Here is a 13,678-nt window from a genome sequence, read left to right on the forward strand (position 1 = left end):
AAAACCAACCTCTTAATAAAAAAATAAAATAGCGAATAACCAAAAGAAACACCCAACATATACCAGTATAAAACTAAGCATTATTGTCGCAGATATCCAAGCGCACTTAACGTAGTCTCCACAGATAATCCATATACCAACCCAAGCATGTAAAAACATTGCCAAGTAAGTTATAAGCGTAGCCACTTTAAAAAAGGATATTGCAGAGCCCCCTATAAATAAGTCATGCCAACTCATATAATTCAGTTCGCCTTGGTAAGATAACATAACCGCTTTTATCAAAACAAATGCAAAATATAGAGCTATTATTACTGCTGTAACTCTTTGTACAAAAAAGTCTTTAAGCCCTGTTGACGTTAATGATATTACAGCCATAAATAACACCCCCAAAGAACTGCAAATAAAATTCCTAAAACTAAAGTTAAAAGTGATGTAGCTTTAGCAACACCCATACCTTCTCCAAAACCCATATCCATAATCATATGCCTTACACCAGCAAATATATGATAGGTTATAGATGATAAAAACACCCAAAAAAAGAAACTTACCCATGTAGAAGTAAATAAACTCACAATTTCATCATAGCCATGAGGGCCTGCTAAAGAATATCCAAGTCCTATAACCAACAAAGGTGTCGCTATTAACAAAACCACCCCTGTTATACGATGTAGTATAGAACTTATCGCTGTTATCGGAAATTTATAGGATATTATAGACATTAAGCCAATATTTCTAATACTTTTCACTTCTTTGTCCTCCGAAGCAACTTATATAAATAATTTTTGATAGTATATAACCGTTGTAATGATATATTTTTGCAAAATGAAATTCAAACTTAATACATCTTTTACACCTATTTTTAACATATTTAAACAACGAATAAGAATTCTTTTTGTTTGCAAAAATAACTCTCTTAGCTTATTATTTTATCAGATGCTAGCTATTTAACTAGTTAAGGTATCTTTTTTGTAAAAACACCTATGATTTTTAATTGTATTTAAATTTTTAATTAATATCTGGAGGCTTTATATAATGTCCAAGTTCGCTACTCTTAAATATTCTGACAAAAATATTGAAATTGATTTACCTGTTTATTCTCCAAGTTTAGGAAATGATTGTATTGATGTTTCGTCACTCGTAAAACATGGTGTGTTTACTTACGACCCTGGCTTTATGTCTACAGCTGCTTGTAAATCAACTATTACCTATATTGATGGAGATGAGGGTGTCCTTTTACATAGAGGATATCCTATACAAGAGTGGACAAAAAAATCTGATTATATAACTCTTTGCCAAGCTTTAATATATGACAAACTACCATCTAAAGAAGAAAACAAAGCATTCCAAGCAGAAATAACTGAAAAAATGAGCGTTTGTAACCACATAAAAGACTCCATAAACGCTTTACCAAGTTTTGCTCATCCCATGTCTTCTTTGATAGCAGGAGTAAATATTATTGCTGCTGAACATGTTAAAAATGGTAAAAAAGAATCTCAAGAAGAAATTGCTAAAAATATAATTGCTAAAATAGCTACTATTGCAGCTATGGCGTATAGACATAACAATGGGCTAAAATTCTTAGAGCCAAAAAAAGAATTTGGGTATACAGAAAACTTTTTATACATGACTTTTGCCGAAGATGAAAATTATAAGCCCAACCCTCTAGAAGTGAAAGCTATGGATACAATATTCATACTACATGCAGATCATGAGCAAAATGCTTCTACATCTACTGTTAGATTATCAGGATCAACTGGAACTTCTGCTTATGCTGCTATTATAGCAGGCATCACAGCCTTATGGGGACCAGCTCATGGTGGAGCAAATGAAGCTGTACTAAAGATGCTTTCCCAAATTGGAAGTGTTGACAATATTGAAAAATTTATTGATAAAGCAAAAGATAAAGATGATCCATTTAGGCTAATGGGATTTGGTCATAGAGTTTATAAAAACATGGATCCAAGAGCTACAGCAATGAAAGAAAACTGCGAAGAAATTTTGGCAAAGCTTGGTGACAATGAAAACCCTCTACTTTCTATTGCTAAGAAACTTGAGCAAATAGCTCTAAGTGATGAATATTTTATTGAAAGAAAGTTATTCCCTAATGTAGATTTCTATTCTGGAATAATATTAAAAGCGATGGGAATTCCTGAAGAAATGTTTACTGCGATCTTTGCTCTTGCTAGAACTTCAGGATGGATATCGCAATGGATTGAGCTAAGAAATGATCCTTCTCAGAAAATTGGTAGACCAAGACAGCTATACATAGGAGAGACTAGTCGTAATCTATAATCTTAATTTATTTTTTCTAAATAATATAAATCTATAAAACTATCTTAAAATTTGATGAATCTACACTAATTCAGTAAAATCTTTAAAATACTATAATTTTTTATAATGAACCCTATGTTTAAAAAGCTAATATTTTTTCTTATCCTAAGTAGCAGTATATGCTTCATCAAAACATATGCAAACACGCCACCTTCAAGCCCTACAAATGTACAAACTACAGCATTCGTTACTGACATAATAAACGTTGATGAGTTAAATGAACAATTACAAATTGATGCAATATTTAAATATGAATGGAACGATCAACGTTTAAAATTTGACCCGCAAAAAGAAAATGCTAACTATAAACTTTATCAAGGTGAGTTTCAACTTGCTGAAGTATTCCAAGGATGGCGACCTCAAGTTTCAATAATTAATGAGATAGGCAGTCCTCAAATTAAAGCCATACAATTAAGAGTAAATTATGATGGTGATGTTACATTAAAAGAACATAGATCTCTCACACTTGAAACTCCTATGAAATTAGATAAGTTTCCTTTTGACAAGCAAAAATTAAAAATATATATGATCCCTTTTGGATACGATATTGATGAAGTTAAGCTATCTGTTAGCCCTAATGCAAAAATGATGGTTAAAGAATATGTGAAAAATAATCCCAACATTAATATTGCTGAATGGAACCTTAAAGACTATAAACTAATCATAGATAAGCCAATAAAAGAATATTATGGACCCGCAAAAGAAATCTCTAGGCTAATCCTAGAGATTAGCCTAGACCGCAAACCGAGCAATATATTGTGGAAAGTATTACTACCTCTAACCTTACTAGTTTTAGGGATGTGGGCAATATTTTGGATGGATAAAGAAGCTCTATCAGATCGTCTAAACATTTCTTTTATAGGGATACTATCTGTCATTGCTTATCAATTTCTAGTTGAAGGAGAAATGCCTAGAATAGATTATTTTACTTTTACTGATAGCTTCTTATTAATCTCTTTCATAATACTATTTTCAACAATCTTAGAAAGCCTAATAGTTTCAAGATTAATACGTAATAATAAAAAACAGCTAGCAATTAAAATAGATAATATTTTTAGATATTTATTCCCTTTAGCATACATCTTACTATTAGTAACTAGCTATCTAATATACATCTGAATATATAAAAATTTAAAATAAAATTTATTTAACTCTCTATTGATTAACATTAAATATATTTGCATTTTTATCAACGGCTTAAATTCATCAAGAGTCGTGTTTTGGTAAGTCGCGCTAAATGCTTTATCATCATATTTAGCTATAAAATCAACAGCATCATAATAATACTGGTTATCTTTAAATTCATCTCTAAGATTTTTGTTTAAAACAACCTTATCAATAATTATAACCTTGAAAAATTGTATGATATTTTAATATAAAATAACACTTATCTGAAATATAGTTTCTTAAAAGTTCTGCTATGATATGATCATGATTGAAAGGATCAAATATCTCATCTACATCATGCAAAAGAGCTGAGATAACATAATCCAACTCTCTTCCATCTTTATAAGCTAATGTTGTTGACTGTAAAGAATGCTCAAACCTATTTACTGGAAAACCTTCTTTTAAATCCTTCAACTTTAATAAAAGATTTTAATATATTCCAACTAAATAGTCTGAGTCACAATACTTATTCAAACCTTCTAAAACATTCTCAATATCACTTGTAGTAGACTCATCCATACTCTTATAATTACTCATATAAAATATCCTTTTATTAAACATAAAACTTAATTTTATATTAAAAGCAAACACAAACAATAATTTAAGAGTCTTTTAGAACGAAGAAAGCCCCGCTAAGGATTACTTAGAGGGGCTTTAAATGGAAAAAGATGGCGACTACCTACTTTCACCTAGCGAATGCTAGACTATCATCGGCGTGTTATAGTTTCACTTCTGAGTTCGGAATGGGATCAGGTGGTTCCTACAAGCTATCATCGCCAAAACTGTGTTTTGGGTTATATATCTTTTATAAAAATATTTAACAATTTAGCATAGAAATAGACTTAAGTCTCTCGGATCATTAGTACTGGTAAGCTACACGCATTACTGCGCTTCCACATCCAGCCTATCAACGTCGTAGTCTCCAACGTTCCTTACTAGCTCAAAGCTAGAGAGATCTAATCTTGAAGGAGGCTTCCCGCTTAGATGCTTTCAGCGGTTATCCCTTCCGAACGTAGCTACCCGGCAATGCTTCTGGCGAAACAACCGGAACACCAGTGGTTCGTTCACTCCGGTCCTCTCGTACTAGGAGCAACTCTTCTCAAATCTCTAACGCCCACGGCAGATAGGGACCGAACTGTCTCACGACGTTCTGAACCCAGCTCGCGTACCACTTTAAATGGCGAACAGCCATACCCTTGGGACCTGCTTCAGCCCCAGGATGTGATGAGCCGACATCGAGGTGCCAAACTCCCCCGTCGATATGAACTCTTGGGAGGAATCAGCCTGTTATCCCCGGAGTACCTTTTATCCGTTGAGCGATGGCCCTTCCATACGGGACCACCGGATCACTAAGACCTACTTTCGTACCTGCTCGAGCCGTCACTCTCGCAGTCAAGCGCACTTTTGCCTTTATACTCTTGGCACGATTTCCGACCGTGCCGAGTGCACCTTCGTACTCCTCCGTTACTCTTTAGGAGGAGACCGCCCCAGTCAAACTACCCACCATACACTGTCCTCGCCTTCCGGCTGAGTTAGAACTTCAAACATTCAAGGGTGGTATTTCAAGGTCGACTCCACATGATCTAGCGACCATGCTTCAAAGTCTCCCACCTATCCTACACATAAATATTCAAAGTCCAGTGCAAAGCTATAGTAAAGGTTCACGGGGTCTTTCCGTCTAACCGCGGGTACGCTGCATCTTCACAGCGATTTCAATTTCACTGAGTCTCTGGTGGAGACAGTGTGGCCATCGTTACGCCATTCGTGCAGGTCGGAACTTACCCGACAAGGAATTTCGCTACCTTAGGACCGTTATAGTTACGGCCGCCGTTTACTGGGGCTTCGATCCAGAGCTTCGCTTGCGCTAACCCCTTCAATTAACCTTCCAGCACCGGGCAGGCGTCACACCCTATACTTCCTCTTTCGAGTTCGCAGAGTGCTGTGTTTTTGATAAACAGTCGCAGCCACCTGGTATCTGCAACCCTCAACAGCTTACGTAGCAAGTACTTCACCATCAAGGGCACACCTTCTTCCAAAGTTACGGTGTCATTTTGCCTAGTTCCTTCACCAGAGTTATCTCATAGCCTTAGTATTCTCTACCTACCCACCAGTGTCGGTTTACAGTACGGTCACTTATACAATATACTTAGAAGCTTTTCCTGGAAGCTTGGCATCAATAGCTTTGTCAAATAAATTTGACTTCGTCTCGTATCTCAGATTAACAAATTACCGGATTTACCTAATAACTCTACCTACATACTTTCACCCGGACAACCATTCGCCGGGCCTACCTAGCCTTCTCCGTCCCTCCTTCGTTTATATAAGCGGCACAGGAATATTAACCTGTTTCCCATCGACTTCACTCTTCAGCTACGCCTTAGGGGCCGGCTTACCCTACGTTGATTAACATTGCGTAGGAATCCTTGGGTTTTCGGCCAATAAGAATCTCACTTATTTTACGTTACTCATGTCAGCATTCGCACTTCTGATACCTCCAGCATGCTTCTCAACACACCTTCATCGGCTTACAGAACGCTCCCCTACCAATATACTATATATATTCCGCAACTTCGGTGCATAGCTTAGCCCCGTTAAATCTTACGTGCAGGCCGACTCGACCAGTGAGCTATTACGCTTTCTTTAAAGGGTGGCTGCTTCTAAGCCAACCTCCTGGCTGTCTGGGCCTTCCCACTTCGTTTCCCACTTAGCTATGACTTGGGGACCTTAGTTGGCGGTCTGGGCTGTTTCCCTCTCCACTACGGACCTTAGCACCCGCAGTGTGTCTCCTGTGCTCGAACTTCATCGTATTCTGAGTTTGCATCGAGTCGGTAAGCTCGTAAAAGCCCCCTAGTCGAAACAGTGCTTTACCCCAATGAGTTATACACAAGGCACTACCTAAATAGTTTTCGGGGAGAACCAGCTATCTCCGTGCTTGATTAGCCTTTCACTCCTATCCACACCTCATCCCATACTTTTGCAACAGTATTGGGTTCGGTCCTCCAGTTGGTATTACCCAACCTTCAACCTGGACATGGATAGATCGCGCCGGTTTCGGGTCTACTCCTAGCGACTTATCGCCCTATTAAGACTCGCTTTCGCTACGGATCCCTTATTCAGTTATCCTCGCCACTAAAAGTAACTCGCTGACCCATTATACAAAAGGTACGCAGTCACATGACTAAATCATGCTCCTACTGCTTGTATGCAAGCGGTTTCAGATTCTATTTCACTCCCTTTATAAGGGTTCTTTTCACCTTTCCCTCACGGTACTAGTTCACTATCGGTCATTCAGTAGTATTTAGCCTTGGAGGATGGTCCCCCCATGTTCAGACAAGGTTCCACGTGCCCCGTCCTACTTGTTCGTATGCTTAGTTCCACATGATGTATTTCGTATACGGGACTATCACCCTCTATCGTCAAGCTTCCCAACTTGTTCTACTATATATCATGCTAAATCATACCAGGCTCTTCCCACTTCGCTCGCCACTACTATGGGAATCTCAATTGATTTCTCTTCCTAAGGGTACTTAGATGTTTCAGTTCCCCTCGTTCGCTCCTAACTCTATATCGAGCAGGTAACTAGACTACTCTAGCTGGGTTCCCCCATTCGGACATCTGCGGATCAATGTTTGTTTGTCAACTACCCGCAGCTTTTCGCAGACTACCACGTCCTTCATCGCCTCTGAATGCCAAGGCATCCACCGCTTGCACTTATTCTCTTAAGTCTATCTCTATACTAAATTGTTAAATATCTCTATTCGCATAAATAAAATATTGGTGGAGCCAAGCGGGATCGAACCGCTGACCCCCTGCGTGCAAAGCAGGTGCTCTCCCAGCTGAGCTATGGCCCCAAAAAAATGGTGGGTCTGAGTAGACTTGAACTACCGACCTCACCCTTATCAGGGGTGCGCTCTAACCAACTGAGCTACAGACCCGTATCTTATTTACACTAAAATATATTAGCTACAAACACTCAAAAACAAACTTAAAATCAGTAATTAGATAATTTTTTATTTTCGTATTTCCTTTAAGGAGGTGATCCAGCCGCAGGTTCCCCTACGGCTACCTTGTTACGACTTCACCCCAGTCATGAATCACACCGTGGTAATCGGCCTCCTTGCGGTTAGCCTAACTACTTCTGGTGCAACCCACTCCCATGGTGTGACGGGCGGTGTGTACAAGACCCGGGAACGTATTCACCGCGACATTCTGATTCGCGATTACTAGCGATTCCGACTTCATGCAGTCGAGTTGCAGACTGCAATCCGGACTAAGAGTACCTTTGTGAGTTTCGCTCCAGGTCGCCCCTTCGCAGCCCTCTGTAATACCCATTGTAGCACGTGTGTAGCCCTGGTCGTAAGGGCCATGATGACTTGACGTCGTCCCCACCTTCCTCCGCCTTGTCAGCGGCAGTCTCAATAGAGTACCCAACTTAATGATGGTAACTATCAATAGGGGTTGCGCTCGTTGCGGGACTTAACCCAACATTTCACAACACGAGCTGACGACAGCCGTGCAGCACCTGTCACTGCGTTCCCGAAGGCACCAATCTATCTCTAGAAAGTTCGCAGGATGTCAAGACCAGGTAAGGTTCTTCGCGTTGCATCGAATTAAACCACATGCTCCACCGCTTGTGCGGGTCCCCGTCAATTCCTTTGAGTTTTAGCCTTGCGGCCGTAGTCCCCAGGCGGAGTACTTAACGCGTTAGCTGCGCCACTAGGCCCTTTACACCGAACCCAACAGCTAGTACTCATCGTTTACAGCGTGGACTACCAGGGTATCTAATCCTGTTTGATCCCCACGCTTTCGTCCCTCAGTGTCAGTATCGGTCCAGAATGTTGCCTTCGCCATTGGTGTTCCTTCTGATCTCTACGCATTTCACCGCTACACCAGAAATTCCCCATTCCTCTACCGTACTCTAGTTTGCCAGTATCAAATGCAGTTCCAAGGTTGAGCCCTGGGCTTTCACATCTGACTTAACATACCACCTACAGACCCTTTACGCCCAGTAATTCCGATTAACGCTTGCACCCCCCGTATTACCGCGGCTGCTGGCACGGAGTTAGCCGGTGCTTATTCTTTGGGTAACGTCAATTCAAAATGCTATTAACATATTGACCTTCCTCCCCAACTAAAGTGCTTTACAACCCTAGAGCCTTCTTCACACACATGGCATTGCTGGATCAGGGTTTCCCCCATTGTCCAATATTCCCCACTGCTGCCTCCCGTAGGAGTTTGGGCCGTGTCTCAGTCCCAATGTGGCTGATCATCCTCTCAAATCAGCTATGGATCGTAGCCTTGGTGGGCCCTTACCCCGCCAACTAGCTAATCCAACGCAGGCTCATCCATGAGCGGCAGCCCGAAAGCCACCTTTAACCCTTAGGTATTATGCGGTATTAACAACCGTTTCCAGTTGGTATCCCCCTCCCATAGGTAGATTCCTACGCGTTACTCACCCGTCCGCCACTCGTCAGCAACTAGCAAGCTAGTCCTGTTACCGTTCGACTTGCATGTGTTAAGCATGCCACCAGCGTTCAATCTGAGCCAGGATCAAACTCTTCAGTTTTAATCTATTCTGACTCTAACTACTGATATTTACTCAAATTTATTAAAGAGTGTTTGTATATAATATATCTCTTAAATATCTAGCCCCTCAGGACCTCCCAACTAACATCATCCGTCAGCCGGTGAAAACATATAATACGCCCTCAATTAACCTTTTGCAATACCTTTTTTTAGTTTTTTTAGGTTTTTTTATTAGGACTAACATTTAAAACTTTAAACTCATTTTTTTGAAGCTTTTTCTATCTAAAATATAGTGGCTATATAACGCACCTGAAGCATGGATAAAAATAATAAATAAACCAATATATGCTAATATTTCATGAATCTGCTCTAAAATAATTATCACACCCTTAGATGTTGGCGCCATAAGGTGCGGCAATCCAAAAGGAATACCAGAGCCTTTAGCACTTAAAATCAGCCAACCCAACACTGGCATAACGATAAGCCATACATATAGACACCAATGAGCAATTTTTTCTATATATATATGAAACTTATCAATCTTTACACTCACACTCAAAAAACTCGCAAAAGGCTTAATTCCTAATCTTAAGATAGTTAAAAATAGAATGCAAACCCCTGCATAGAAATGAGAGTTTTTCATCAGATCATGATACAAACAAGCTTTCCCAAAGAAGCTTCTTGTTTCTATAGAAAAAAAAGAAAATAAAATAAGCAACACCACTAACCAGTGTATATAAACAATAATGATGGCAAATTTATTTCTTTGCATTTTCTTATTATATTAAAAAGCGCCAACAGTATGAAGCAACACAGTATAGATCATAAATGTCAAAATTATACATGCTGGCACAGTCAAGAGCCAAGCAGTAACCATTCTTTTAACCACCTTCCAGTTTACTCCTGAATTTGTATAACCAGCACCCATGATCGAGCCGGAAGCAACTTGAGTAGTACTCACAGGTAGACCTATATGAGAAGCTCCAAGCACCAATATCCCAGAACTAAGTTCAGCAGACACGGCATTAGCTGGTTGCAAGTTTGCAACTTTAGAGCTTAACGTTTTTATAATCTTCTTACCGCCAGATAAGGTACCTAACCCCATAGCAGTGGCACAGATTATGATAACCCATGTTGGGACATTAGTAGAATCGACCAATCCCGCACTTAATAAAGCCAAAGTTATGATCGACATTGTTTTTTGTGCATCATTAGAACCATGAGAAAATGATAATAGACCCATAGATAATATTTGAACTTCTCTCAAATACCTATTAGTCGTTCTAACATTTTTTATTCTTATAAAAATGTTTATAAGAATAATACAGATAAACAGAGCCAGAAAAAATGCAACTAATGGTGAAGTGACCATTGGAATAAGAACCTTTTGAATAAGAGTCATATAGTTAACATCTTTATAACTACTTCCTATTACAACTGCACCAACTAAGGAACCTATAAGTGCATGAGAAGAACTGGAAGGTATTCCAAAACTCCATGTAAAGAAGTTCCAACTAATTGCTCCTAGAAGTGCTGATACTAAAATAATATCTGTAACAACATTAGCATCTACCAAACCTTTACTTATGGTTGCAGCAACGGCTGTTCCAAAGAAAGCTCCTAAGAAGTTAAAGAAAGCGGCTAACCCAATTGCTTGAATAGCTGTTAATGATTTTGTGGCTATTGGTGTTGCTACAACATTGGCAGCGTCATGAAACCCATTAGTAAACTCAAAGAATAGAGCTACCAATATTATCATTACTAAAACTGTTGTTACCATAATAAAAGTCCTCTTAAACTTCTTTTACATGTACTCTCATTATAGACTCGCCAGCAGAGCTACAATTCCCTATAGCACTCTCTATAGCTTTATATATATCCTTTATTTTCATAATCAACAAGATATCGCCTTCATAGTCCGAGAACTTCTTCAGCGCATGTCCCAAATCTTCTAAGACATTCTCATCTAGTTCATTTATTTTAACGTTCAGTTTTTTAAGCTCTTTATGGTCGCCATCTCTAAGTGCCTTGATCATTTCATTCAAAACTCTAGTCATTTTTCTAAGAGTTTCTACACAATTTGTTAGATACAGACTAACATTATCTCTTTCTTCTTCTAAAAGAATTTGGATATATCTATAAATTTTCACTATCTTCTTATTTAACTTAAGAATTTGTGTCGAAATATTATGAAGCTCTCCTCTATCTATAGGCGTGACAAAATGTTTATTTAATTGAAAATCCATATTTGATGCATTTTCTATTGCGAAATGTCTCATAGATCTTAAATCTTCCACAAGCTCAGCTATTGTTAACTTATCTCTTTCTTTCATCAACTTATCTAATGTCATAGCAGATTTTTCAACATTCTCTGAAGCCTCTACCAACAAATCAAAAAATATATCATCATTATTGGGTATTAATGTCTTCACGATTTTTCTTAACATCTATCCTATCTCCCTCTATCTAAACAAATACTATCTAACAATTCTTTATAAACTTTTATTATTTCAAAACTCTCTTCTAACGTTATTAATTTAAATTTCACTCTAGATCCCAAAGGCATTTGAGCTAATTTGTCTACATCCGGTTCAACTACTGTAGCGATTCTTGGATATCCTCCAACAGTTTGCCTATGCCTCATAAGAACAATAGGTCCCGATGGCGACAACTGAATACAGCCATCCGCAACAGGTTGAGATATCATTTGCATTTTTCTTGAATTTATAGACTCTCCATCTAAGGATATCCCCATCTGGCTTGACTGCAAAGATAGTTGCCACACCTGATTGAAGAAAGCGTCATCTTCGAGAACATTAAATTCTGGTCCCTTTATGACTCTTATAGTTTTAGTTTTTGAATTTTCTTGAATAAATTCAGCTAATTTTTTTGGACGTTTAATATCAAGATAATCACTATTAAACTCTAGATTATCAACAGCAAAAACCATAGTTCTAAAGCCCTTTTTCTCGCCTTTGAATTCTAAATTTTCACCCTTTTTTAGTATATTTATTTTATTGTATTCAACTTTTTCTTGAATACTCTCTGAAACATTTCTAATAGTTTCTTGATAGCTAGCTCCACACAAAACATATAGTATATCTTTATTAGCAACTACCTTACCACTATAGAGCATCTCTATGGCTTCAAAAGTCTCAGGTTTATTAAATAAATTATATGCAGTGATAAAACTAGTTTGATCTTGGGCTCCCATTAAAGAGATACCTTTATCTTGATAACCGTAATTTCTAAGGTAAACAGGAAAAAACAATCCTCCCGATACTGAAAATAAATTACTTGTCATCTTTTTTATTTCGCCTTTTTAACTCTTTAGCAAGTTCCAAAGATATCTTGCTATCAGAATGTATACATATAGTATCAGAAATAAATTCAATTTTTTTACTATTTATATTTAAAAATCCCTCTTTAAGCTGATCATACTGCATAGCTGCTAGACCAACATCATGAATTTCCGCTTGAGGTTGCCCTCTTGGGATAAGGGTTGGATTACCGTAATTATCAAGCATATAGCCCCTTTCAGCAAAACTCTCCCCAAGCACCTGAATATCATTCTCAACAGCTATTTTCTTAACTATACCAAAAGGACTAAGCACAAGCTCTTTAATATTATTTTTAACACACCAGTTTATGAAAAGCTTGGCTAAAGGTTGATTAACATTAAGCTCATTATAAAAAGCTCCATGCGGCTTAATAGCTTTGACATCATCAAAAAGAGCAAATTGCTCATCAAATGATTTTAATAATTTAGAATCCTCTATTGATATAACTTTTCTTCCAAAGTTTTCTTTATCAGGATAAGAAATATGCGCCGTTATTTTCACATTATTTTTTTTACAAAGATTTCGATAATAATCAACGCTTTCTTTAGATCCTGCATGACCTCCACAGGCAATGTTAGCCATATCTATATATTTGACCAGCTGATCATCTATAACGTTAGCAACCCCTCTTTCACCTAAGTCACAGTTTATCAAAAGCATATTATCTAACTTCCTTAAAAATTATTTTATCACCAGCGCTAAACTGACTAAAATCTCTGAAATCAGTATTTCCAATAATATTCCACCCACTTGGCGTCTCAGTTGTAAATATAGCTGTTTGAGCGCCACCAATTCCTATGGAACCAACACCCACCCTATTTCTTGGCTTAGCTAACCTTGGAACCTCTAGCTTCTTATCCATACCTAATAAATATGGAAAATATGGCTTAAACCCTAGCATAGCTATGTGATACGTATTCTTTGTATGTAAACTAACTATCTCAGGAACACTTAATTGAATATTTTTTGAGACTTCTTCTAAATCCATACCATTGTACTGAACTTCTATATAATGAGTTTTGCTTTCAAAAGCCTGATTAAAATCAATTTGACTAACTTTTTCTAAAACTGCTTTTTCGATGCTTTGATAATCAAAGTTATCAAAATGAAAAGCTATAGAGTTATAAGTTGGAACAACATCGTAGATACTATGCTTATTTAGAAAATCTTTATCTGACAGGATACTTCTATATATTGCTAAGACTTTAGAATTATCCTCAATAGATAGCTTATCGCTAAAATTACAAACAAAACACGAAGTGCTTAAAAAATAATTATTCATAAGAGGTTTTTTTTCAAACTCTAGCTATATT

11 protein-coding genes, 2 tRNA genes and 3 rRNA genes are annotated in these 13,678 nt (G+C 37.7%); 2 read left to right on the forward strand and 14 right to left on the reverse strand.

Going from position 1 to position 13,678, the window contains the following annotated elements:
• Positions 1 to 12: 12 nt before the first annotated feature.
• Together sdhD and sdhC are read right to left on the reverse strand one after the other, a co-directional pair.
• On the reverse strand, positions 13 to 390 hold the full coding sequence (gene sdhD / locus KX01_RS01820) for a succinate dehydrogenase, hydrophobic membrane anchor protein (RefSeq protein WP_198021101.1): 378 nt from the start codon (positions 388 to 390) through the stop codon (positions 13 to 15).
• Positions 366 to 746, reverse strand: a complete 381-nt coding sequence (sdhC, locus tag KX01_RS01825) for a succinate dehydrogenase, cytochrome b556 subunit (protein ID WP_071663371.1) — start codon at positions 744 to 746, stop codon at positions 366 to 368. The genes sdhD and sdhC overlap by 25 nt, the downstream gene beginning before the upstream one ends.
• A gap of 286 nt (positions 747 to 1,032) precedes the next feature.
• Here sdhC and KX01_RS01830 point away from each other — a divergent pair, with 286 nt between their 5' ends.
• Together KX01_RS01830 and KX01_RS01835 are read left to right on the forward strand one after the other, a co-directional pair.
• Positions 1,033 to 2,292 carry a citrate synthase gene (locus tag KX01_RS01830; protein WP_071663372.1) on the forward strand — a complete coding sequence of 420 codons (1,260 nt, stop codon included), beginning with the start codon at positions 1,033 to 1,035 and terminating at the stop codon, positions 2,290 to 2,292.
• Positions 2,293 to 2,397: 105 nt separating this feature from the next.
• Positions 2,398 to 3,450, forward strand: a complete 1,053-nt coding sequence (locus tag KX01_RS01835) for a ligand-gated ion channel (protein ID WP_071663373.1) — start codon at positions 2,398 to 2,400, stop codon at positions 3,448 to 3,450.
• A gap of 216 nt (positions 3,451 to 3,666) precedes the next feature.
• Here KX01_RS01835 and KX01_RS09430 read toward each other — a convergent pair whose 3' ends face one another.
• From KX01_RS09430 to KX01_RS01895, 12 genes are all read right to left on the reverse strand, one after another.
• Positions 3,667 to 3,912, reverse strand: a complete 246-nt coding sequence (locus tag KX01_RS09430; protein WP_071663374.1) for an HD domain-containing protein — start codon at positions 3,910 to 3,912, stop codon at positions 3,667 to 3,669.
• 252 nt (positions 3,913 to 4,164) lie between these two features.
• Positions 4,165 to 4,279: ribosomal RNA gene (gene rrf / locus KX01_RS01845) — 5S ribosomal RNA — on the reverse strand.
• A gap of 57 nt (positions 4,280 to 4,336) precedes the next feature.
• A 23S ribosomal RNA gene (locus KX01_RS01850) occupies positions 4,337 to 7,223 on the reverse strand.
• Positions 7,224 to 7,273: 50 nt separating this feature from the next.
• Positions 7,274 to 7,349 (reverse strand) — tRNA-Ala (locus tag KX01_RS01855).
• Positions 7,350 to 7,356: 7 nt separating this feature from the next.
• Positions 7,357 to 7,433: transfer RNA gene (locus tag KX01_RS01860), tRNA-Ile, on the reverse strand.
• Positions 7,434 to 7,526: 93 nt separating this feature from the next.
• Positions 7,527 to 9,064: ribosomal RNA gene (locus KX01_RS01865) — 16S ribosomal RNA — on the reverse strand.
• The 16S, 23S and 5S rRNA genes sit together here with 2 tRNA genes alongside, the layout of an rRNA operon.
• Before the next feature lie 204 nt (positions 9,065 to 9,268).
• Positions 9,269 to 9,796, reverse strand: coding sequence for a cytochrome b (locus tag KX01_RS01870; protein WP_071663375.1), 528 nt, complete (start codon positions 9,794 to 9,796; stop codon positions 9,269 to 9,271).
• A 12-nt stretch (positions 9,797 to 9,808) separates the two neighbouring features.
• Entirely contained in the window at positions 9,809 to 10,804 is a 996-nt protein-coding gene (locus KX01_RS01875) for an inorganic phosphate transporter (RefSeq protein ID WP_071663376.1), read from the reverse strand.
• Between the two features lie 13 nt (positions 10,805 to 10,817).
• On the reverse strand, positions 10,818 to 11,471 hold the full coding sequence (locus tag KX01_RS01880; RefSeq protein ID WP_071663377.1) for a DUF47 domain-containing protein: 654 nt from the start codon (positions 11,469 to 11,471) through the stop codon (positions 10,818 to 10,820).
• A gap of 5 nt (positions 11,472 to 11,476) precedes the next feature.
• Positions 11,477 to 12,328 carry a 5-oxoprolinase subunit C family protein gene (locus KX01_RS01885; RefSeq protein WP_071663378.1) on the reverse strand — a complete coding sequence of 284 codons (852 nt, stop codon included), beginning with the start codon at positions 12,326 to 12,328 and terminating at the stop codon, positions 11,477 to 11,479.
• Positions 12,318 to 13,025 carry a 5-oxoprolinase subunit PxpA gene (locus KX01_RS01890; RefSeq protein WP_071663379.1) on the reverse strand — a complete coding sequence of 236 codons (708 nt, stop codon included), beginning with the start codon at positions 13,023 to 13,025 and terminating at the stop codon, positions 12,318 to 12,320. The genes KX01_RS01885 and KX01_RS01890 overlap by 11 nt, the downstream gene beginning before the upstream one ends.
• 1 nt (position 13,026) lies before the next feature.
• A complete protein-coding gene (locus KX01_RS01895) occupies positions 13,027 to 13,647 on the reverse strand; it encodes a 5-oxoprolinase subunit B family protein (protein ID WP_071663380.1) in 621 nt (206 codons plus the stop codon).
• Positions 13,648 to 13,678 lie beyond the last annotated feature (31 nt).

The organism is Francisella frigiditurris (genome assembly GCF_001880225.1).
Taxonomy (GTDB): domain Bacteria; phylum Pseudomonadota; class Gammaproteobacteria; order Francisellales; family Francisellaceae; genus Francisella; species Francisella frigiditurris.

What these genes read in the sequence shown, in the direction of transcription:
- KX01_RS01830 (WP_071663372.1), top strand. Translation starts at nt 1,033, where the DNA reads ATGTCCAAGTTCGCTACTCTTAAATATTCTGACAAAAATATTGAAATT.
- KX01_RS01835 (WP_071663373.1), top strand. Translation starts at nt 2,398, where the DNA reads ATGAACCCTATGTTTAAAAAGCTAATATTTTTTCTTATCCTAAGTAGC.
- KX01_RS01870 (WP_071663375.1), bottom strand. Translation starts at nt 9,796, where the DNA reads ATGCAAAGAAATAAATTTGCCATCATTATTGTTTATATACACTGGTTA.
- KX01_RS01875 (WP_071663376.1), bottom strand. Translation starts at nt 10,804, where the DNA reads ATGGTAACAACAGTTTTAGTAATGATAATATTGGTAGCTCTATTCTTT.
- KX01_RS01880 (WP_071663377.1), bottom strand. Translation starts at nt 11,471, where the DNA reads ATGTTAAGAAAAATCGTGAAGACATTAATACCCAATAATGATGATATA.
- KX01_RS01885 (WP_071663378.1), bottom strand. Translation starts at nt 12,328, where the DNA reads ATGACAAGTAATTTATTTTCAGTATCGGGAGGATTGTTTTTTCCTGTT.
- KX01_RS01890 (WP_071663379.1), bottom strand. Translation starts at nt 13,025, where the DNA reads ATGCTTTTGATAAACTGTGACTTAGGTGAAAGAGGGGTTGCTAACGTT.
- KX01_RS01895 (WP_071663380.1), bottom strand. Translation starts at nt 13,647, where the DNA reads ATGAATAATTATTTTTTAAGCACTTCGTGTTTTGTTTGTAATTTTAGC.